This window comes from Rhizobium sp. P28RR-XV (assembly GCF_012641385.1).
In the GTDB taxonomy this organism is placed as follows: domain Bacteria; phylum Pseudomonadota; class Alphaproteobacteria; order Rhizobiales; family Rhizobiaceae; genus Rhizobium.
The window spans coordinates 170379-191733 of the sequence record NZ_JABAIG010000002.1; the positions used below are offsets into that span (position 1 = coordinate 170379).

A 21355-nucleotide genomic window follows, 5' to 3' on the forward strand; every position below is an offset into this window, starting at 1 on the left:
ACTAAACAGGATGATTGCTGAGAAGACCCCAACGCCGCCGGTGCAATGCACGGCCGCACCGCAGATAAGAATTGTCGAGAGCACGGATATTTTCCGGGGCCAGACCGAAATCATGATCAAGCACGAGGGCGTCATCTACCGCATGAAGATTACGCGCCAAGGCAAACTCATACTCAACAAATAGGCATGACAGATGACTGAGACGACCCGACCGACCCCCGCCGAAATCCGCACCTTCCGCGCCGAAAACCCGAAAATGCGCGAGCGCGACATCGCTGCCCGCCTCGATATTTCCGAAGCTGCCCTGGTTGCGGCCGAAGTCGGCATCTCGGCCATCCGCATCGATGCCAGCGTCGATCGCTTCCTGGAGCGGATTGCCTCGCTCGGCGAGATCATGGCGCTGTCACGCAACGAAAGCGCCGTGCACGAGAAGATCGGCGTCTATGAAAACATGAAGTTCGGCGTGCAGGCGGCCATCGTGCTGGGCGAGAATATCGACCTGCGCATCTTCCCGAAGCGTTGGGTGTACGGCTTCGCCGTCACCAAGACCGATGGCGATCAGAAAAAGCTGAGCCTGCAGTTCTTCGACAAGGCCGGCGATGCCGTCCACAAGGTGCATCTGCGCCCCGACTCGAATGTCGATGCCTATCACGCCATGGTGGCCGAGCTGCGTATCGAAGACCAGGCGCAGGAATTCATCGAAGATCGCTCGGGCTATGACAATGGCGCGACGGATGGCGACGTCAGCCGCGACGAATTGCGCGACCGTTGGAGCCGCATGACGGACACGCACGAATTCTTCGGCATGCTGAAGAAGCTGAAGATCGGCCGCCAGGAAGCGATCCGCACCGTCGGCGATGATTATGCCTGGAAGCTGGAAACCGCCGCTGTCGCCGAGATGATGCATGCTTCCGTGCGCGAGGGCCTGCCGATCATGTGCTTCGTCGCCAACGAGGGCACCGTGCAGATCCACTCCGGCCCGATCCACAACGTGCAGGCCATGGGACCGTGGATCAATGTGATGGACCCGACCTTCCATCTGCATCTGCGGATGGACCACATCGCCGAGGCATGGGCCGTGCGCAAGCCGACCAAGGACGGCCATGTCACCTCGCTCGAAGCCTATAATGCCAAGGGCGAGATGATCATCCAGTTCTTCGGCAAGCGGAAGGAAGGCCTCGATGAGCGCCCCGATTGGCGCGCTATCGTGGAAAATCTGACAAGAGCCGGCACCAGCGTCGCCGCATGAGGGATGGTTCATGACGATGTTTAGGAACTTCAAGCGCATCAGGCCGTGGGAAGTCGCCCTGACCATGGTGGTGATGGCCTTGCCGCTCGTGCCGGCCAATCCGATTGCCGGTTTCGGCAGCCTCGTACGCCACGCGCATGCGGCCGAAACGCCCAAGCCGGATACGTCGCGCCTCGTCTCCATCGGCGGCGATGTCACCGAGATCGTCTATGCGCTGGGCGAGGAAAAGCGACTCATCGCCCGCGACTCCACGAGCCTCTATCCCAAGGAAGCAACCAAGCTTCCCGATGTCGGCTATATGCGCGCTTTGTCGCCAGAAGGCATCCTCGCCGTCAATCCGACAGCCATCATCGCCGTCGAGGGCTCCGGCCCGCCGGAGGCGCTTGCCGTGCTGCGCAACGCCAGCCTGCCCTTCGAAACCGTGCCGCAGCAGTATGACCGCGACGGCATTCTGAAGAAGATAGAGATCGTCGGCGCGCTGCTCGGCGTACCCGAAAAGGCAAAGGCACTGGAAGACAAGGTCGCGGCCGATCTCGATGCGGCAATTGCCGATTCCGCCAAGCGTCCGCAAACCGCGCGCAAGCGCGTGCTCTTCGTGCTCAGCAACCAGAACGGCAAGATCCTTGCATCGGGCAGCAACACGGCTGCTGACGGCATCATCAAGCTCACCGGCGCCGTCAATGCGATCAGTGGCTTTTCCGGTTACAAGTCGGTGACGGATGAAGCGATCATCGAAGCCAAGCCCGACGTCATCCTCATCATGGATCGCGAGGGACCGCTGTCGATATCGAACGAGGATCTGCTCAAGCAGCCGGCGATTTCGCTGACGCCGGCCGCCAGCCACAAGACGATCGTGCGCATGGACGGCCTGCACCTGCTCGGCTTCGGACCGCGCACCGCAAGCGCCATTCGCGAGTTGAACACGGCGATCTACGGAGGCTGACGTGGCATTCAACGATGCCATGGCAGGATTGAAGCAGATGTCGCAAACCACGGCACGCCGTCGCGAGGGGGATCGCACCACACTTGCGATCCTCGTCATCGCCGGCCTCGCTCTGGTTTCCGCCGCTGCATTTTTCTTCTCCATTACGACAGGCGCCTCGAATGCTTCGGTCGTCGACGTGATGACAGGCATGCTGGGCGGCGGCGCGGAAAGCGCGCTCAGCAATCGCGACCGTATCGTCATTTTCGACATCCGCCTGCCCCGCGCCATTCTCGGTTTCCTGATCGGCGGCGGATTGGCGGTATCGGGGGCGGTCATGCAGGGTCTCTTCCGCAACCCGCTGGCCGATCCGGGCCTGATCGGCGTGTCCGCCGGCTCCGGCCTCGGTGCCGTGTCCATGATCGCTCTCGGCGGCGGCATTCTTGGTCCGGTCGCGCATTTCTTCGGTATCTTCGCCCTGCCCCTCGCAGCCTTCATCGGCGGCCTGGTGACGACCATGTTGCTTTATAAAGTCGCAACCAGGCAGGGGCAGACGTCCATCGCGACCATGCTGCTTGCGGGCATTGCGCTCGGTTCCCTCGCTCTCGCGGCAACGGGAATCCTCATCTACATGGCCGACGACCGGCAATTGCGCGACCTCACCTTCTGGAGCATGGGCTCGTTGGCGGGCTCGACCTGGAGCAAGGTCGGCGGTGCCGGCCCCATCATCGTCCTTTCTCTCCTGCCGCTTCCCTTCATGGCACGCGGCTTGAACGCACTGACGCTTGGCGAGGCTGCCGCCTTTCACATGGGGATATCGGTGCAGCGGCTGAAGAATATCGCCGTGGTCAGCGTGGCCGCGGCCGTCGGCGCCTCTGTCGCCGTCAGCGGCGGCATCGGCTTCGTCGGCATCGTGGTGCCGCACATCCTGCGCATGGTCATCGGACCCGACCACCGCTTCCTCCTGCCGGCTTCCGCGCTGCTCGGCGGCGCATTGCTGATCATTGCCGATGTGGCGGCGCGCACCGTGGTTTCCCCGGCGGAATTGCCGATCGGCATCCTGACGGCGGGCGTCGGCGGTCCCTTCTTCCTGTGGATGCTGCTGCGGCAGCGCTCGCGCCTCAGCCTGTGAGCCTGCGATGATCGATGTCTCCAATCTGAGCGTCCGGCTTTCCGGCAAGGCCGTCGTGCAGGACATATCCTTCACGGCCGAGGCCGGGACGCTGACGGCGATCTGCGGCCCGAACGGCTCCGGCAAAACCACCACGATGAAAGCGGTCTCCGGCGAACTGGCCTATCGCGGCTCCGTGCAGATAAACGGCACCGAAATCGGCAAGCTGGAAGCCTGGCAGCTTGCCGAAATGCGGGGCGTCCTGCCACAGGCAAGCTCCATCTCCTTCCCCTTCACCGTCCGTGAAATCGTACGAATGGGCCTTACCAGCGGACGCAACCGTCAGCCGGAACAGGCAGACCGCACGGCCGCCGAGGCCCTTGCCGCCGTCGATCTTGGCGGCTTCGAAGGGCGCTTCTACCAGGAGCTTTCCGGCGGCGAACAGCAGCGCGTGCAGCTTGCCCGCGTGCTCTGCCAGATCCCGGAACCCGTCATCGACGGCATGCCCTGCTGGCTGCTTCTCGACGAGCCGGTCTCCAGCCTCGATATCAGCCACCAGCTCACCATCATGACGCTTGCCCGGCAATTCTGCCGGCGCGGCGGCGGCGTCATCGCCGTGATGCATGATCTCAACCTGACTGCGCTCTTTGCCGACCGGATGATTCTGCTCAAGAACGGCCGGCTGCAGGCCGAGGGCGCTGTCAAGGACGTGCTGACGGACCGGCATCTTCAGGACGTCTTCGGCTGCAACCTGCAGGTCAACCGCATTCCGGCCGATGGCGCCCCCTTCGTTCTAGCCCACAGCGCGCTGATCGACTGACCTTGCTTCCATCGCGCATTCTGGAACTTTTTGTTGCATCCGCGCGTTGAAACCATGCGATCGGAATCGATGTTTCGAACGCTCGATCGTCTGGTCCGTTGGATGACCTCCGATCACCGCGAACTATAGGTGTCCGACAGGGCGCCCAAGCAAAGCGAAAGGGAGCTGAACATGGCTACATCCATTCTCCATTCGGTGCGCGGCAAGCGCAATGGCAGCAGCCTGCAGGATGTCGAGGCAAGCATTGAGCAGCAGATCGAATCGCTGCGCGAGGAAGTTGCAGCTTTCGCCAAGCTGGTTAGTGACAACAGCGCCAAGCAGAGCAGGAAACTGCGCGCCAGCGCCGAGTCCGGTTTCGATGACCTGACGGTTCGTGGCGAGGAACTGCTGCGGGATCTCCAGCGCGGCTATGCAAGGGGCTCGCGCGAAATGCGCAGAACTGTGCGTCAGCATCCAGTCGCCACCATCGGCGCGGCTGCTGCATTCGGCCTTGCCGTCGCCCTGCTTCTGTCTCGCCGCTAGGGTGGCGGGATGATCGCTCCGATCCTTGGCCTGCTTCTGTCGGGCACCTTCAACCGCACCGTTGCGCGGACTAAGCGCAACGGTATTTTCATCGCCATTGCGGCCCTCCTGTTGTTGACGGCCTATGCCTTCGCGCTGATCTCCGCAGCCATCTGGCTTGCGACGATCTACGGCGCAGCCGTCTCGGCACTGCTGATTGCGGCGGGCGCATTGCTCCTCGGGCTCATCGTCCTTGTCATCATGGCCATCATCAACCAGCAGGAGCAGCGCCGGGCGCGCGAACGCCGGCTGGCAATGGAGTCGATGGCGGCAGCGGCCCTCGGCCTTGTGCGCAAGCAGCCGCTGCTGACAGCAGCCATCGCAGCAGCCCTCGTATTCGGCAACGTCTTCGCGACGAAAGACGACGAGGATTGATCCGCCGGCCTTCAAAGCCTGCCCTTCAAAGCCTGCAAGTAGGATTGAAGAAAATCGGGAGCAATACGCCTCGGTTGGGCAAAGGGAAGCACAAATCCCCGTGTGAAATGATTCAATGAAAGAAACCCGGTCGAGAGACCGGGTTTCTTGTCAGAAGGCGAATGCCTTGGAGGTCAGCGGCGCTGACGTGGCATCCGGACCGAAATCCGCCTCGCCGGAAATATCCAGCAGCTCCTGCAGGCGCTGGCGGGCGCGGTTGACGCGGCTCTTGATGGTACCGACCGCGCAGCCGCAAATTTCGGCGGCTTCCTCATAGGAGAATCCGGACGCACCCACCAAGATGATGGCTTCACGCTGATCCGGCGGCAACTGCTCCAGTGCCTTGCGAAAATCCTGCAGGTCGACCGCCCCATATTGAGAGGGGTGAGTTGCCATGGATTCGGTAAACACGCCGTCGGTATCCTGCACCTCGCGGCCGCTCTTGCGCATCTGGCTATAGAGCTCGTTTCGCAGGATGGTGAAGAGCCAGGCTTTCATATTCGTGCCCATCTCGAAATGATCCTGCTTGGCCCATGCCTTCATGATCGTGTCCTGGACAAGATCGTCGGCGCGATCGTGGCGGCCGGTCAGGGAAATAGCGAAGGCACGCAGGCTCGGAAGGGCCGCGAGAAGTTCGCGCTTGAAGCTCGATTGGGTTTCCATGACGCCCACCTCCTATTCGGAGACCTTTGCGGAAGCCAGGCGTTCGGCCTGATCAAGCTTCTCGAGCAGATCGAGAAAGCGATCGGGAATGGCTTCGTCCTGCATGGTAGCATAGAACGAACGCAGCCGGTTGCCGATTTGATTATTAGGGTCGAGGATATCTACCGCGCGCAGGTCGGATGCCTTCTTGTCTGCGTCCTCGTGATTTTGGATAGTCATTATAGCCCGCTCGCTTCTCAATTGTCTCGCGTTCATGGATAAGCGCACCTTTGTCTCCGTCAGGAGAGCGATTGACCTCATTCAAATCTGTTGCCTAACGAATCGTAAAGGATGAGGTCTACAGATTGTAAGCATTGTAATGCGACTGCCTAAAAAAAGTTCCGCCAAAGAGGAACTTTTTTACTCAACTGACGTTTATTAGTCATTGCAGCGTCCGCGCTGTATTTAATTAGAATTTGATAAAAGGCGGGAGCCATTGATGACACTTTCCACACGCATTGCGCCGCATCTTCCGTATTTGCGGCGTTATTCACGTGCTTTGACCGGAACGCAGACGTCGGGGGACGCCTATGTTGCTGCGGTTTTGGAAGCCATCATCGCTGACATCTCCATCTTTCCCGACACGGACAGCGACCGTGTCGCCCTATATAAACTGTTCACGAAGCTGTTCGGTTCCGTGACGCTTCAGATTCCCGAGCCAATGTCGCCCTTTGCCTGGGAACAGCGTGCCTCGGTGAACCTTTCCAAGGTGTCGCCGCTTGCCCGCCAGGCGTTCCTGCTTGCCTCCGTTGAAAGTTTCCGCCTCGGCGAGATCGCCGATATCCTTGACGTCTCGGAAAGCGAAGCCATGCATCTTCTCGACACGGCCTCCCAGGAAATCTCGCGCCAGGTGGCGACGGATATCATGATCATCGAGGACGAACCGCTGATCGCGATGGATATCGAGCAGATGGTGGAAAGCCTGGGGCATCGCGTCACCGGCATTGCCCGCACGCACGCCGAAGCCGTCGCTCTCTATAATGCGACAAAGCCGAACATGGTGCTTGCCGACATCCAGCTTGCCGACGGCAGTTCGGGTATCGACGCCGTCAACGACATTCTCAAGACGGCCAGCATACCGGTGATCTTCATCACCGCCTTCCCGGAGCGGCTGCTGACGGGCGAGCGGCCGGAGCCGACCTTCCTCGTAACCAAGCCGTTCAATCCCGATATGGTTAAGGCCCTGATCAGCCAGGCCCTTTTCTTTAACGAAACCACAAAGGTGGCTGCCTGATCGAAGTCCCCCCTCCGAAGCGGAACAAAGATAACGACCGGACGTTGGCGTACAGAACGGCCGGTTTACCGACTGTTATGCAGGGTCATTTTATAGGTCGGCTCGAGTTCTTGGGAATGAGAATGCCCTATCGGCGGGCTTCTCAAAATGCGAGTGAAAGGCAAGCCGGTGAATACGTCTGAACCATTACCCGGCGCGCCTTTGAGTTTGGAAGGCAAAGCGGCTCTGATGGAGCGGGCGCTTACAAGCGCCAACGTGTCGATCCTGTTTCAGGACGTGAATCTAGCAATCCGTTTCGCCGACAACCTGCCGGACCAGCTGCGGCCGTCCCTTGTCGTCGGAGGCAACGACTCGCATCTGTTCGGCGAAAAGGACGGCGAGCATCTTTTGCGCCTGAAGCAGGGCGTGCTCGAAAGCGGCAAGTCCGCGACCGCCGAAGTTGAGATGGCAAGCGGCGACGGCGCTCGCATCTACGAGCTGAAGATGGAGCGCATCGGCGGGCGAAAGCCGCAAGGCGTGCTCTCGGTCATTTCCGAAATCACCGAGAGCCGCCATCGCGAAAAAGTCCTGAAATCGCTGCTGCGCGAACTGTCGCATCGCTCCAAGAACCTGCTGGCGATCATACAGGGCATTGCCACGCAGACTGCGCGCCACACGCTTTCCGTCGACAATTTTCTCATCAAGTTCCGTGGGCGCCTGCAATCCCTCTCGAATTCGCAGGATCTCATCACGGATTCGAGCTGGCGCGGTGCATATTTGTTCGAACTCGCGGAAAAGCAGTTCGCTCCCTACTGGCCCGATGCCGGCGTGCCGTTGCCGATCTATGGCATCAATGCCCATCTGACGCCCAATGCCGCAGTGCACCTGGGACTGGCGCTGCATGAATTGATCGTCAATTCCGCCTCGCATGGCGCGATTTCGACGGGCGCCACCAGCATCACACTGAATTGCAAGGAGGCCGAACTCGACGGCAAGAAGGCAATCGAGGTGGCCTGGTCGGAGCGCTTCTATACGCCCTCCGATCATGAATTCGAAGATAACAGCTTCAGCCGCACCGTGCTCGAGCGCGTCGTGCCGACCTCGATGAACGGCCACGCCGATTTCGCCATCACGGACGGCAGCATCGGCTATCGCCTCACCATTCCTGAGACTGAATACGAGATCCTGCGACGCCGCTGAGGCGCTGTAACGCCTTGGAAATTATGCAGGAGACAAAGGAAAACAGCCAGTGCGAGGGCGGCGCACTGGCTGCTTTGCACTCATCGGGAGGGGACCGTGAGTATAATCCTGAGATGTTATTGGGCGTGCATCAGGAGATGCGATCATCGTCAGGATACGGTCATAACGACGCTGCGGACCCTTGGTTCCATGCCGCCGCGAAAAAATTCACCTGTTCTTCATATTCTCCGGAATGCCCGCGCGGCGAGGGTCGCACCTCGGTCGATGCCTGCTGTCGCAGCGACATGGCCGCCTCATCGGAATCCTCCTCCGGCAGCAGAATAAAATCCATTAAAAACATATAGTTGAACGACTGCGATCGATCGAAACCGCATGCTTCCTCGCGCGGCTCAGCACACGTTGGACACCTCGTGCGACGACAAAAATTTACCGTTTGATAAATTTTTTAACCTGAGTTACCGTTTCAGTACTAGCCGTTTACTATAAGAGGGAACTTCAATGGGACGACTGGAAACTGGGATTCATAAAGGCAGGCTCACGCCAGCCGAATATGATGCGAATTTTTCCGATCTTCATCCGCGCCTGAACAAACACGAGGCGCTGGTCGCATCCGACCGCTGTTATTTCTGCTACGACGCGCCGTGCATGACGGCCTGTCCCACCTCCATCGACATTCCGATGTTCATCCGCCAGATCTCGACGGGCAACCCGATCGGTTCGGCCAAGACGATCTTCGATCAGAATATCCTCGGCGGCATGTGCGCCCGCGTCTGTCCCACCGAGCAGCTCTGCGAGCAGGCTTGCGTGCGCAACACTGCCGAAGAGCGTCCGGTCGAGATTGGCCGGCTGCAGCGCTATGCGACCGACACGGCGATGGCCGAGAACAAGCAGTTCTATTCACGCGCCGAATCCACCGGCAAGAGGATCGCCGTCATCGGCGCCGGACCTGCCGGTCTCGCCTGCGCCCATCGTCTTGCCGTGAAGGGTCATGACGTCACCATCTTCGACGCCCGCGAAAAGGCCGGCGGTCTCAACGAATATGGCATCGCCACCTACAAGACGGTCGACGATTTCGCCCAGAAGGAAGTCGACTACGTTCTCGCCATCGGTGGCATCGAAGTTAAGAACGGCCAGGCGCTTGGCCGCGATTTCAGCCTTTCCGACCTCTCCCAGCAATATGACGCCATCTTCCTCGGCCTCGGCCTTGCCGGCGTCAACGCGCTGCGCGCCGAAGGCGAAGATCTCGATGGCGTTGCAGACGCCGTCGCCTATATCGCCGAGCTCCGCCAGGCAAGCAGCAAGGCCGATATCGCCATCGGCCGCCGCGTCGTCGTCCTCGGCGGCGGCATGACCGCGATCGACGCGGCCGTACAGGCCAAGCTGCTTGGCGCCGAAGAGGTGACGATCTGCTATCGCCGCGGCAAGGAGCATATGAACGCCTCCGAGTTCGAGCAGGATCTCGCCGCCTCGAAGGGCGTCATCATCCGCCATTGGCTGGCCCCGAAGCGCATCCTCGACAAGGACGGAAAGGTCGCCGGCATCGAGGTCGAATATACCGAGCTGCGCGACGGCAAGCTTGCCGGCACCGGCGATGTCGGTGTCATTGCCGCCGATCAGATCTTCAAGGCGATCGGCCAGACGTTCGAGGCATCAGGCCTTGGCGCCCTGCGCATGGAATCCGGCCGCATCGCCATCGATGGCGAGGGCCGGACCTCGATCGAAGGCGTATGGGCCGGCGGCGACTGCGTGCTCGGCGGCGATGACCTGACAGTCTCGGCCGTAGCGCAGGGTCGCGACGCGGCCGAATCCATCAACCGCGCGCTTGGCTCCGTGAAGCCGGCCGCTGCAGTCGCCTGAAAGGAGAACCGACATGGCTGATCTCCGCAATAATTTCGTTGGTATCAAATCCCCGAACCCGTTCTGGCTGGCCTCCGCGCCGCCGACCGACAAGGCCTACAATGTCGAGCGCGCCTTCAAGGCGGGCTGGGGCGGCGTGGTCTGGAAGACCTTGGGCGAAGAAGGACCGCCGGTCGTCAACGTCAACGGCCCGCGCTATGGCGCGATCTGGGGCGCCGACCGCCGCCTGCTCGGCCTCAACAATATCGAGCTGATCACCGACCGCGACCTTTACACCAACCTGCGCGAGATGAAGCAGGTGAAGATGAACTGGCCGGATCGCGCATTGATCGCCTCGATCATGGTTCCCTGCGAGGAAGAGGCCTGGAAAGCCATCCTGCCGCTGGTGGAAGAAACCGGAGCCGACGGCATCGAGCTCAATTTCGGCTGTCCGCACGGCATGTCCGAGCGCGGCATGGGCTCCGCTGTGGGACAGGTGCCCGAGTATATCGAAATGGTCGTGCGCTGGTGCAAGCAGTACACCCGCATGCCCGTCATCACCAAGCTGACGCCCAACATCACCGATATCCGCAAACCCGCCCGCGCCGCCAAGGCCGGCGGCACCGACGCGGTGTCGCTGATCAATACGATCAACTCGATCGTGTCGGTCGACCTCGACAATTTCGCCCCTAATCCGACGGTCGGCGGCAAGGGCAGCCATGGCGGCTATTGCGGTCCGGCGGTGAAGCCGATCGCACTCAACATGGTGGCCGAGATTGCTCGCGATCCTGATACCTACGGCCTGCCGATATCAGGCATCGGCGGCATCACGATCTGGCGCGATGCGGCGGAATTCCTGGTGCTCGGCGCCGGCAACGTGCAGGTCTGCACCGCTGCGATGACCTACGGCTTCAAGATCGTCGAGGAGATGATCACGGGCCTTTCCGACTGGATGGACGAAAAAGGGCACCGCACTCTGGACGATATTATCGCCCGCGCCGTGCCGAATGTCTCCGACTGGCAATATCTCAACCTCAACTACATCGCCAAGGCGAAGATCGATCAGGATGCCTGCATTAAGTGCGGCCGCTGTCACATCGCCTGCGAGGACACCTCGCACCAGGCAATCACCAACTTCGTCGATGGCGTCAGGCGCTTCGAGGTGATTGAAGAGGAATGCGTTGGCTGCAATCTCTGCGTCAACGTCTGCCCCGTCGAGAACTGCATCACCATGGAAGAACTGCCGGCCGGCGCCCTCGACAAGCGCACCGGCAAGATCGTCGACCCGAACTACGCCAACTGGACGACCCATCCGAACAATCCAATGGCGCGGCAGGCGGCGGAGTAATAGCGGCAGATGCGAAAAGCATACCCGTCCGGCACGTCCGGGCGGGTGTTTCCGTTGTTAAAACTTGAGAATACGGTCTTCCTGAGCCGCCTGGATTTCTTCCGGCATCCGTTCTATGGCGCGCAGATAGCTTTGCGCTGTTTTGTCCGGCGACCGTTTGCCCTGCTCCCAATTGCGGAGCGTTTCCAGATCGATGCCAAAGCGAAGCGCGAACTGCTCCTGGGTTAGACCGAGTTTCCGGCGAATTTCCCTGACATCGATCGGACGGAAGGCGACCGCCTTCACGACGAGCCCAGTCTCCTCCAGTTCGCGTGCAAGATCGGCCTGGCTGTCGACATGCGGGACGAGCATGGTCGCCTGTCCCTTTTCCATCGCTCGCTCGATAGCTTTCTTCGCCGCCAGCATGGACATTCCGCCTTTCACCAAGGCATGGACCGCGGAAATAGATCGGAAACCCTTTACGGGTTGGTCAAAATGCAGGGATATCGCGACGGGTGAACCGGATTGGCCGCAGCGTACGTCCTCGACCGGCCCCAGTCGTTCGAACCGCTCCTTCAACGACGAGTTCATGACACTCCATTTCCTCCATAGCGATCTCCGCCAGATTTCTGAGACGATGCGCTCCAAGGTCGTTCATTAAAATGTCCTCGCCTTGGATATGGAAGCCGCGAAGATAGAGCGCGTTCCCGACCATCTGAGGCTCAGCCATCACCGAAATCACACCATCCGGCGTTTGAATTTCGACCGTGCATACGGGATGAAATGTGGCTTCATTCACAAAACGAAAAGCAACATCCGTCTTGATCCCTATCTTTTTCATAGGCCAATGACCGACTAAAATCAATATCTATGTTATGCAGCAACCAGCCATATAGGGTGCGAATCGATACCACACCCTTAACGCGAGAAAAATTCTAAGAATTTGGAAAAATCCAATAAAATCAGCGCCGTTTGGACATGCGGCGCTCTAGCCGTGTGGTCCTCGAATGCGAAGCCCATCGACGAAAAGCTGCTCCAGATAGCGGGCGGCGTCCTCGAAACGCCCCTCGCCCGAATGTTCCGGCCCCAAGACCGCACGCACCTGCACGTCGAAATCCGCATAATGCTGCGTGGTCGACCAGATCGAGAAGATCAGGTGATAGGGATCGCATTTGGCGATCTTGCCGTTCCTGGCCCAGACACGGATGACCTCCGCCTTTTCGTCGACAAGGGCTTTCAACGGTCCACGCAGCTCGTCCTCCACATGCGGCGCGCCCTGCAGCATCTCATTGGCGAAGAGCCGGCTTTCGCGCGGGAAATCACGGGCCATCTCGAGCTTACGGCGGATATAGGAGCGAATCTCGCTTTCGGGATCGCCATTGGCGTCGAAGGCGCGCAGTGGTTCCAGCCAGGTAAACAGCACCCGGTCGATCAGAGCCCGATGCATGGCCTCCTTGGTGCGGAAATAATAAAGTAGATTGGGCTTCGACATGCCGGCGACTTCGGCGATCTGGTCGATGGTCGAGCCACGAAAGCCGCTGACAGAAAATACGTCCAGCGCGGCTTCCAGTATGATTTCCTCTTTCTCTTCCTGGATACGGGTGCGGCGCTGCGTCTTGGCGGCTCTCGGGATGGCCATGTGTGCTCTGTTTCTCCTTGAAATCCAAGCCTTTCGGCCGCGCCCTCATCCACCCTGCCGATGCATCGGATTTAAGCAATCGCCTGAAATTTTATCGGAAATTTTCGTGCTTTTCGTCTTGAGCCGCGCCACGGAAGTTGTAATGTTTACCAATCGGTCAAATTATCCGTCAGATGTTTCTTAAAGGCAACTGGGGATTTTCCGGGCGAGAAAAACAAGACACCGCTCTGAATAGACCACGGGAACAATCGGGCATGCGCCTTGCATGCTTCGGGACAAACAGGTGAGGATTGCATCATGGTGGCAGCGCCAGGAGAAAACATGCGTATCAATGGCGATCGCCTTTGGGATACGCTGATGGATATGGCAAAGATCGGTCCCGGCATTGCCGGCGGCAACAATCGTCAAACCCTGACGGATGCCGATGCCGAGGGACGCAGCCTTTTCAAGACATGGTGCGACAAGGCCGGCTTGACCGTCGGCGTCGACAAGATGGGCACGATGTTCGCAACCCGCGCCGGCACCGACCCGAACGCGCTGCCGGTTTATGTCGGCTCGCACCTCGATACCCAGCCGACGGGCGGCAAGTATGATGGTGTCCTCGGCGTGCTCGCCGCCCTCGAAGTCGTCCGCACGATGAACGACCTCGGCATCAAGACCAAGCACCCGATCGTGGTCACCAACTGGGCCAACGAAGAAGGTGCGCGCTTCGCGCCCGCCATGCTCGCCTCCGGCGTCTTCGCCGGCGTGCATTCGCTGGAATTCGCCTATGGCCGCAAGGATCCGGACGGCAAGACCTATGGCGAGGAGCTGAAGCGCATCGGCTGGCTGGGCGATGAAGAAGTCGGCGCCCGCAGGATGCACGCCTATTTCGAATATCATATCGAGCAGGGTCCGATCCTCGAAGCCGAAGACAAGACCATCGGCGTCGTCACGCACTGTCAGGGCCTGTGGTGGCTGGAATTCACGCTGACCGGCAAGGAAGCACATACCGGCTCGACGCCGATGAACCTGCGCGTGAATGCCGGTCTTGCCATGTCGCGGATCGTCGAGATGGTGCAGAGCGTGGCGATGGAAAGCCAGCCGGGCGCCGTCGGCGGCGTCGGCCAGGTCTTCTTCTCGCCGAATTCGCGCAACGTCCTGCCCGGCAAAGTGGTCTTCACCGTCGACATCCGCACGCCCGACAAGGAAAAGCTGGACCGCATGCGCGCCAGGATCGAAGCGGAAGCGAAAGAGATCTGTGACGCCCTCGGCGTCGGCTGCTCGGTGGAAGCCATCGGCCATTTCGAGCCGGTGACCTTCGATCCCAAGCTCGTCGCCTCCGTGCGCGACGCCGCCGAAAGGCTCGGCTACAGCCACATGAACCTCATCTCCGGTGCGGGCCACGATGCCTGCTGGGCTGCCAAGGTCGCTCCCGCCACGATGGTCATGTGCCCCTGCGTCGGCGGCCTCTCGCACAACGAAGCCGAAGAAATCTCCAAGGAATGGGCGACCGCCGGCGCGGATGTGCTGTTCCACGCAGTCGTCGAGACGGCGGAGATCGTGGCTTGACGGCCACGATTCCCAACATCGGAACCTCACACATCTGGAGCACGCACCATGAGCACAGTCATCAAGGGTGGAACCATCGTTACGGCCGACCTGACCTATAAGGCGGACGTCAAGGTCGAAGGCGGCAAGATCGTCGAGATCGGGCAGAATCTCGCGGGCAGCGAAGTGCTGGATGCCTCCGGCTGTTATGTCATGCCCGGCGGCATCGATCCGCATACGCATCTCGAAATGCCGTTCATGGGCACCTATTCTTCCGACGATTTTGAGAGCGGCACCCGCGCGGCTCTTGCCGGCGGCACGACGATGGTGGTGGATTTTGCGCTTCCCTCGCCCGGCCAGTCACTGCTCGAGGCGCTGACCATGTGGGACAACAAGTCGACGCGAGCAAACTGCGACTATTCCTTCCACATGGCGATTACTTGGTGGGGCGAGCAGGTCTTCAACGAGATGGAGGCCATCGTCCGCGACAAGGGCATCAACACCTTCAAGCATTTCATGGCCTATAAGGGCGCATTGATGGTGGATGACGACGAGATGTTCTCCTCCTTCCAGCGCTGCGCCGAGCTCGGTGCGTTGCCGCTCGTCCATGCGGAAAACGGCGACGTGGTCGCGCAGATGCAGGCGAAGCTGCTGGCCGAAGGCAATAACGGCCCGGAAGCGCATGCCTATTCCCGCCCGGCCGAGGTCGAAGGCGAAGCGACGAACCGCGCCATCATGATCGCCGACATGGCTGGCTCGCCGGTCTATATCGTCCATACCTCCTGCGAACAGGCGCATGAAGCCATCCGCCGCGCCCGCCAGAAGGGCATGCGCGTCTATGGCGAACCGCTGATCCAGCACCTGACGCTCGACGAAAGCGAATATGCCAATGCGGATTGGGATCATGCCGCCCGCCGCGTCATGTCACCGCCCTTCCGCAACAAGCAGCATCAGGACAGCCTCTGGGCCGGCCTCGCATCCGGCTCGCTGCAGGTGGTCGCGACCGACCATTGCGCTTTCACGACCGAGCAGAAGCGCTTCGGTCTTAACGATTTCACCAAGATCCCGAACGGCACCGGCGGACTTGAAGACCGCATGCCGATGCTCTGGACCCATGGCGTCAACACCGGCCGCCTGACGATGAACGAATTCGTCGCCGTCACGTCGACCAACATCGCCAAGATCCTCAACGTCTATCCGAAAAAGGGCGCCATCCTTGTAGGCGCCGATGCCGATATCGTCGTCTGGGATCCGAAGCGTTCGAAGACCATCGCCGCCAAGACACAGCAGTCGGCGATCGACTACAATGTCTTCGAAGGCAAGGAAGTGACCGGCCTGCCGCGCTATACGCTGACGCGGGGCGTCGTCGCCATCGAGGAAGGCACGGTGAAGACGAAGGAGGGCCATGGCGAGTTCGTCAGGCGCGATCCCTTCACCGCCGTCAACCGCGCGCTTTCGACTTGGAAAGAAGTCACAGCGCCGCGCAAGGTGCAGCGCAGCGGCATCCCCGCCAGCGGGGTATGACGCTTGGGCACGGCGCTTCGGCTCATCGGCCGCCTAGAGCAATACCAGGAAAAGTGCGAAGCGGTTTTCCATCCGGAATTGCGTAAAAACAAAGAGATAGATCATTTTCGCGATTCGAAGAAAAGCGAAACGGCTCTAGCGCGGCACGTACCGCTCCAGATCCGGCAGCAGGACGACGCCTTCCTGTTCGTTCGGATCAGTGCGGGCGATGACCGCTATCGCCGGCCGATCGCTGAGATTGGCTGGAAGATGCGGAACGCCGGCCGGAATATAGAACATCTCGCCTTCGCGAACGATGACGTGTTCTTCCAGTTCATCGCCGAACCAGCAATGTGTCTCGCCGGAAATCGCATAGATCGCCGTCTCGTGCGAGACGTGAAGATGCGCCTTGGCGCGAGCACCCGGCGGTATCGTCAGGAGATGCATGCAAATCCCCGTCGAGCCCACTGTCTCGGCAGCAATCCCTTCAAAATAGCTGAAGCCCTGTTTTCCGGCATAGGCGCCGCCGGGCCGCACGACACGGCAGGTGGGGTTCGATGAAACACTCATGGCATTGCTCCCCTGGATCCAGCAGCAAGGCACCCTCGCCCCTTCGAGCTGCAGCAATGCCAAGCAGGATAACACGCAATCCGCCCCAACCATGCGGCGAAATCAGGACTGGTAGGTGTTAATGACGTCATCCGCTTCCTCCGTCGTCTCCGCGCGGAATCTCTGTCTCACCTACGATACGAATGACGGGCCGGTGCATGCGCTGAGCAATGTCGATCTCGATGTCCGCAAGGGTGATTTCATCTCCTTCATCGGCCCGTCGGGCTGCGGCAAGACCACTTTCCTGCGTGTCATCGCCGATCTCGAGCGGAAGAGTTCAGGCGATATTACCGTCAACGGCATGTTGCCGGAGGAAGCACGCAAGGCCCGCGCCTATGGCTATGTCTTCCAGGCCGCCGCACTCTATCCCTGGCGCACCATCGAGAAAAACATTGCGCTGCCGCTCGAAATCATGGGTTACGACAGGCAAGAGCAGGCCAAGCGCATTGCCCGGACCCTGGAACTCGTCAATCTCAGCGGCTTCGAGAAGAAATTCCCCTGGCAGCTTTCGGGCGGCATGCAGCAGCGTGCCTCGATCGCTCGCGCGCTGGCTTTCGATGCCGACCTCTTGCTGATGGACGAACCCTTCGGCGCGCTTGACGAAATCGTCCGCGACCACCTCAACGAACAGCTGCTGAAACTGTGGAAGCAGACGAACAAGACCATCTGCTTCGTCACCCACTCCATCCCGGAGGCGGTCTATCTCTCCACCAAGATCGTGGTCATGTCGCCCCGTCCGGGCCGCGTCACCGATGTCATCGAATCGACGCTGCCGCTCGAACGCCCGCTCGGCATTCGCGAAACGCCGGAATTCCTGGAAATCGCCCATCGCGTCCGCGAAGGCTTGCGGGCCGGACATAGCTATGAGGAATAGGACCATGGATAGCTCCGTCGCACGGCAGCCCCTCACCCTAGCCCTCTCCCCGTGCACGGGGAGAGGGAACGACCTCGACACGACCGCCAATCTCGTTCGCTGGAGGGAAGGCTGTGGGCGCTACTATCCCCTTCTCCCCGTCATGACGGGGAGAAGGTGGCCAGCAGGCCGGATGAGGGGCTTTGCCACAACGGGAGGGGCATCATGAACCCGCAATTCCTCCTCTGGCTTACCGGCGCCATGGCGATCTTCATCAGTGGTGCCACAGCCTCGCGCGCCTATGTCATCAACAACAACGTTCTGGTGCTGATCCTGGCGCTTATCCTCTATTGCATCGGCAATCTGATGATGGTGCGGCTGATGCGCGAGGGCGGGCTTGGCTTGGCGATCTCCGCCTCCTCCATCGCCCAGCTCGTCGTCGTCAACGTCATCGCCTTCATTATTTTCGGCGAGCGACTAAGCCTGCAGCAGCTCGCCGGCGTGGGTCTCGGCATCGTCGCCATGGTCTTGATGCTGTTTCCTGCGCAAGGCAGGGCATGATCATGGAAAGGGAACAGTTCTTCAAGCACAAGTTCCTGCCCGTCACGACCATCGTCCTGGCAATCCTGGTTCTCTGGTATGTCTTCGCGGTCATCCTCAATTCGCCGTTCCAGCGCGATCTCGACAGGCGCGGCAATCTCTCCCCGACGGCGATGGAATTCATTGGCAAGACGCTGTCGCAGCCAAAGCCGATCCTGCCGGCACCGCACCAAGTGGCCCAGAATGTTTTCGAAAACACCTTCCTTCGCGCTCCCACAAGCAGCCGCAGCCTCGTCTACAATGCCTGGGTGACCCTGTCCTCGACCGCTGTCGGCTTCGCCTTCGGTACCGTTCTCGGCATCCTGATCGCGGTCGGCATCGTGCATGTGGTCGCTCTGGATCGCAGCCTGATGCCATGGATCATCGCTTCGCAGACCATACCGATCCTTGCGATCGCGCCGATGGTCGTTGTCGTATTGGGTTCGATCGGCGTTACCGGCCTCATTCCCAAGGCACTGGTCTCGACCTACCTCTCCTTCTTCCCCGTCGCCGTCGGCATGGTCAAGGGATTACGATCGCCGGAGGTCATGCATCTCGACCTGATGCGTACCTACAATGCCAGCGCCACGCAGACTTTCTGGAAACTGCGCGTGCCCGCCTCGATCCCTTTCCTCTTTACCTCGATGAAAGTCGCAATCGCCGCGAGCCTCACCGGCACGATCGTTGGTGAATTGCCGACAGGCGCAGTCGCCGGCATCGGCGCCAAACTTCTCGCAGGCTCGTATCAGAGCCTGACGATCGACATATGGGCGACGCTCGTCGCCGGCTCGATCCTGGCGGCCGCGCTGGTTGCCGCCGTCAGCATCGCGGCGCGCATCGTCGATCGTGCCATGGGAGGCCGTGCGGCATGAGGAATTTTCATTCGTCGTGGCAAGGTACGCTCTCCCTGCTTCTCTGCCTCGCTGCGCTTCCGATGCTGCCGCTGCTCGCCGCCGATGCCGCCACGCCCTTCAGTAGCGGCACCACCTTCGTCATTTTCATTCTTATTGCCGCCGCAGCCACGATTTCCTTCATGAACCTGCCTGCAACCCTCTGCGCGGCGATCCTCTTCTTCGCCGCGCACGCGGCCGCCTGGCTGTTGCTGGCTGGAATATCGGGCAACGAAGGCAGTGCGGCGGCCTCATTCTTTATCCTCCTCGCCGCGGCGTGGCTGCTTGCCTGGCGTTGCGTTTCCATCCTGTCGGCCATTCGGGTGAAATCGACCGCCGACAGCTATACATTACGGTTGCTGATCCCGGTGATCTTCGGGGTCTGGATCATCATCATCTGGGAAGCGGTGACACGCGGGGCCGGTATTCCATTCATCCTCCTGCCGCCGCCGAGCGCCATTGGCGCCCGCATTGCCGGCTCCATATCGATCCTCTGGACGGATGTTCAGCAGACGATCTTCCGATCGGTTCTGATCGGCTACATCATCGGCTGCTCCAGCGGCTTCATCGTCGCCATCCTTGCCGACCGCTTCGCCTTCCTGCGCCGCGGCCTGCTGCCGATCGGCAATCTGGTCTCCGCTCTGCCGATCATCGGCGTTGCGCCGATCATGGTCATGTGGTTCGGTTTCGATTGGCAATCGAAGGCGGCCGTCGTCGTCGTCATGACCTTTTTCCCGATGCTGGTGAACACTGTGGCGGGCCTTGCCGCGGCGGGCAACATGGAGCGTGACCTGATGCGCACCTATGCATCGAGCTACTGGCAGACGCTGTTCAAGCTGCGCCTGCCGGCCGCCGCTCCCTTTATTTTCAATGCGCTGAAGATCAACTCGACCTTGGCCCTCATCGGTGCCATCGTGGCGGAGTTCTTCGGCACTCCCATGTCGGGCATGGGCTTCCGCATCTCGACCGAAAATGGTCGGTTGAACCTCGACATGGTCTGGGCCGAGATCGCGATTGCAGCGGTTGCAGGTTCCGTCTTCTACGGTATCGTCGCCATTGTCGAGAGAATGGTGACGTTCTGGCATCCGTCTATCCGCGGTGGGCAGACGTAATCCGGGGTCTCCTCAAGGGATCAAGGCATAACTTCAGAGGGAAAAGGGTAAAGAACATGAAAAAACTGATGTTCGCATTGATGGCAAGTACGATGACGCTGGCTGCTACGCAGGCCGCGATGGCCGCCGACAAGGTGACCTTGCAGCTGAAATGGGTGGCCCAGGGTCAGTTCGGAGGCTATTTCGTCGCCAAGGACAAGGGGTTCTACAAGGAAGAAGGCCTTGACGTCGACATCAAGCCGGGCGGCCCGGATATCGCCCCGGAACAGGTGATCGCCGGCGGCGGCGCCGATGTCATCGTCGACTGGATGGGTGGCGCGCTGGTTGCCCGCGAAAAGGGCGTGCCGTTGGTCAACATCGCCCAGCCCTTCGAGAAATCCGGCCTCGAACTGATCTGCCCCAAGGATGGCTCGGTCAAGACGGAGAAGGATTTCAAGGGGCATACGCTCGGCGTTTGGTTCTACGGCAACGAATATCCCTTCTTCGCCTGGATGCACAAGATCGGCCTGAAGACCGATGGCGGCAAGGACGGCGTCACCGTGCTCAAGCAGAGCTTCGACGTGCAGCCGCTCGTCCAGAAGCAGGCCGACTGCATCTCTGTCATGACCTACAATGAATACTGGCAGGCAATCGATGCCGGTTTCAAGCAGGAAGACCTGACCGTCTTTAATTACACCAAGCTCGGTGTCGACCTTCTGGAAGACGGCCTCTATGTCAAGGAAGACAAGCTGAAGGATGCGAAGTTCAAGGCCGATATGGTCAAGTTCGTCCGCGCCTCGATGAAAGGCTGGAAATATGCCGTCGAGCATCCGGATGAGGCCGCCGGGATTGTGATGGACAATGGCGGCCAGGACGAAAACCACCAGAAGCGCATGATGGGCGAAGTCGCCAAGCTGATCGGCAACGGCAAGCTCGACACGAAGCTTTACGACCGCACGGTCGAAGCCCTGCTCGACCAGAAGATCATCAACAAGAAACCGTCCGGCGCCTATACGCATGAGGTCACGGACGCTGCTCTGAAATAAGCCCGGAGTACTCTTAGAGACTAAAACGCGCGGGGTTTCAGGCCCCGCGCGTTTTTTTCATTTTGTAACAGCGGCAACAAAAGGCTGGCTTTCGCGCAAAACTTGGCGGAAAAGCCCTCGGTTATCAACTATTCGAATGCTGACATCACAATGCCGTGATTGCTTCGCAAGGTTGCGAAGGATAGAAATACCCGCGAAATCATTTTCTCGTGATCTTGTGAGAATTGAAAAACGCTCCCATCTATAGGTGCGATTTTAGG

At 60.1% G+C, this 21355-nt stretch carries 24 protein-coding genes; 18 read left to right on the forward strand and 6 right to left on the reverse strand.

What is annotated here, in order from left to right; genetic code table 11:
- Positions 1-10 precede the first annotated feature (10 nt).
- From hemP to HGP12_RS04485, 7 genes are all read left to right on the forward strand, one after another.
- Positions 11-184 carry a hemin uptake protein HemP gene (hemP, locus tag HGP12_RS04455; protein ID WP_168838601.1) on the forward strand — a complete coding sequence of 58 codons (174 nt, stop codon included), beginning with the start codon at positions 11-13 and terminating at the stop codon, positions 182-184.
- 9 nt (positions 185-193) lie between these two features.
- Positions 194-1249, forward strand: coding sequence for a hemin-degrading factor (locus HGP12_RS04460; RefSeq protein WP_168838421.1), 1056 nt, complete (start codon positions 194-196; stop codon positions 1247-1249).
- A 10-nt stretch (positions 1250-1259) separates the two neighbouring features.
- Complete coding sequence (locus HGP12_RS04465) at positions 1260-2192, forward strand: hemin ABC transporter substrate-binding protein (protein WP_168838420.1); 933 nt, start codon at positions 1260-1262, stop codon at positions 2190-2192.
- 19 nt (positions 2193-2211) lie between these two features.
- Positions 2212-3303, forward strand: coding sequence for a FecCD family ABC transporter permease (locus HGP12_RS04470; protein WP_409526805.1), 1092 nt, complete (start codon positions 2212-2214; stop codon positions 3301-3303).
- Positions 3304-3310: 7 nt separating this feature from the next.
- Positions 3311-4102 (forward strand): heme ABC transporter ATP-binding protein, encoded by a 792-nt coding sequence (locus tag HGP12_RS04475; RefSeq protein WP_168838418.1) that lies wholly within the window; start codon positions 3311-3313, stop codon positions 4100-4102.
- 171 nt (positions 4103-4273) lie between these two features.
- Positions 4274-4624 carry a glycine zipper domain-containing protein gene (locus HGP12_RS04480; RefSeq protein ID WP_168838417.1) on the forward strand — a complete coding sequence of 117 codons (351 nt, stop codon included), beginning with the start codon at positions 4274-4276 and terminating at the stop codon, positions 4622-4624.
- Between the two features lie 9 nt (positions 4625-4633).
- Positions 4634-5038, forward strand: a complete 405-nt coding sequence (locus HGP12_RS04485) for a hypothetical protein (protein ID WP_168838416.1) — start codon at positions 4634-4636, stop codon at positions 5036-5038.
- Between the two features lie 150 nt (positions 5039-5188).
- Here the strand turns inward: HGP12_RS04485 and HGP12_RS04490 are convergent, their stop codons facing one another.
- Positions 5189-5740 (reverse strand): RNA polymerase sigma factor, encoded by a 552-nt coding sequence (locus HGP12_RS04490; protein WP_168838415.1) that lies wholly within the window; start codon positions 5738-5740, stop codon positions 5189-5191.
- A gap of 12 nt (positions 5741-5752) precedes the next feature.
- Positions 5753-5959 (reverse strand): NepR family anti-sigma factor, encoded by a 207-nt coding sequence (locus tag HGP12_RS04495; RefSeq protein WP_168838414.1) that lies wholly within the window; start codon positions 5957-5959, stop codon positions 5753-5755.
- Between the two features lie 259 nt (positions 5960-6218).
- Here HGP12_RS04495 and HGP12_RS04500 point away from each other — a divergent pair, with 259 nt between their 5' ends.
- From HGP12_RS04500 to preA, 4 genes are all read left to right on the forward strand, one after another.
- On the forward strand, positions 6219-7013 hold the full coding sequence (locus HGP12_RS04500) for a response regulator (RefSeq protein WP_112340415.1): 795 nt from the start codon (positions 6219-6221) through the stop codon (positions 7011-7013).
- Between the two features lie 147 nt (positions 7014-7160).
- Positions 7161-8192: a sensor histidine kinase gene (locus tag HGP12_RS04505; protein WP_168838413.1), complete on the forward strand. Its 1032-nt coding sequence runs from the start codon at positions 7161-7163 to the stop codon at positions 8190-8192.
- A gap of 498 nt (positions 8193-8690) precedes the next feature.
- Complete coding sequence (locus tag HGP12_RS04510; RefSeq protein ID WP_168838412.1) at positions 8691-10049, forward strand: NAD(P)-dependent oxidoreductase; 1359 nt, start codon at positions 8691-8693, stop codon at positions 10047-10049.
- Positions 10050-10062: 13 nt separating this feature from the next.
- Positions 10063-11376 carry an NAD-dependent dihydropyrimidine dehydrogenase subunit PreA gene (gene preA, locus HGP12_RS04515; protein ID WP_168838411.1) on the forward strand — a complete coding sequence of 438 codons (1314 nt, stop codon included), beginning with the start codon at positions 10063-10065 and terminating at the stop codon, positions 11374-11376.
- A gap of 57 nt (positions 11377-11433) precedes the next feature.
- Here the strand turns inward: preA and HGP12_RS04520 are convergent, their stop codons facing one another.
- The 3 genes from HGP12_RS04520 to HGP12_RS04530 all read right to left on the reverse strand — a co-directional run bounded on the left by HGP12_RS04520 (position 11434) and on the right by HGP12_RS04530 (position 12994).
- The gene (locus HGP12_RS04520) at positions 11434-11787 is read right to left on the reverse strand and encodes a helix-turn-helix domain-containing protein (protein ID WP_246703248.1); all 354 of its coding nucleotides are present in this window, start codon (positions 11785-11787) and stop codon (positions 11434-11436) included.
- Positions 11788-11845: 58 nt separating this feature from the next.
- Positions 11846-12196: a hypothetical protein gene (locus HGP12_RS04525; protein ID WP_168838410.1), complete on the reverse strand. Its 351-nt coding sequence runs from the start codon at positions 12194-12196 to the stop codon at positions 11846-11848.
- Between the two features lie 147 nt (positions 12197-12343).
- Complete coding sequence (locus tag HGP12_RS04530) at positions 12344-12994, reverse strand: TetR family transcriptional regulator C-terminal domain-containing protein (protein WP_168838409.1); 651 nt, start codon at positions 12992-12994, stop codon at positions 12344-12346.
- A gap of 297 nt (positions 12995-13291) precedes the next feature.
- On the opposite strand from HGP12_RS04530, the gene HGP12_RS04535 reads away from it, so the two are divergent.
- Entirely contained in the window at positions 13292-14545 is a 1254-nt protein-coding gene (locus HGP12_RS04535) for a Zn-dependent hydrolase (RefSeq protein ID WP_168838408.1), read from the forward strand.
- Positions 14546-14593: 48 nt separating this feature from the next.
- A complete protein-coding gene (hydA, locus tag HGP12_RS04540) occupies positions 14594-16048 on the forward strand; it encodes a dihydropyrimidinase (protein ID WP_168838407.1) in 1455 nt (484 codons plus the stop codon).
- Positions 16049-16183: 135 nt separating this feature from the next.
- Here hydA and HGP12_RS04545 read toward each other — a convergent pair whose 3' ends face one another.
- On the reverse strand, positions 16184-16597 hold the full coding sequence (locus HGP12_RS04545; protein ID WP_168838406.1) for a cupin domain-containing protein: 414 nt from the start codon (positions 16595-16597) through the stop codon (positions 16184-16186).
- A gap of 121 nt (positions 16598-16718) precedes the next feature.
- On the opposite strand from HGP12_RS04545, the gene HGP12_RS04550 reads away from it, so the two are divergent.
- The 5 genes from HGP12_RS04550 to HGP12_RS04570 all read left to right on the forward strand — a co-directional run bounded on the left by HGP12_RS04550 (position 16719) and on the right by HGP12_RS04570 (position 21095).
- Positions 16719-17510 carry an ABC transporter ATP-binding protein gene (locus HGP12_RS04550; protein WP_168838405.1) on the forward strand — a complete coding sequence of 264 codons (792 nt, stop codon included), beginning with the start codon at positions 16719-16721 and terminating at the stop codon, positions 17508-17510.
- A gap of 204 nt (positions 17511-17714) precedes the next feature.
- Positions 17715-18050, forward strand: coding sequence for a hypothetical protein (locus HGP12_RS04555; protein ID WP_168838404.1), 336 nt, complete (start codon positions 17715-17717; stop codon positions 18048-18050).
- A gap of 2 nt (positions 18051-18052) precedes the next feature.
- Positions 18053-18940 (forward strand): ABC transporter permease, encoded by an 888-nt coding sequence (locus HGP12_RS04560; RefSeq protein WP_168838403.1) that lies wholly within the window; start codon positions 18053-18055, stop codon positions 18938-18940.
- A complete protein-coding gene (locus HGP12_RS04565; RefSeq protein ID WP_168838402.1) occupies positions 18937-20070 on the forward strand; it encodes an ABC transporter permease in 1134 nt (377 codons plus the stop codon). Before HGP12_RS04560 ends, HGP12_RS04565 begins: the two co-directional genes overlap by 4 nt.
- 56 nt (positions 20071-20126) lie before the next feature.
- Positions 20127-21095, forward strand: a complete 969-nt coding sequence (locus HGP12_RS04570; RefSeq protein WP_168838401.1) for an ABC transporter substrate-binding protein — start codon at positions 20127-20129, stop codon at positions 21093-21095.
- Positions 21096-21355: the final 260 nt, after the last annotated feature.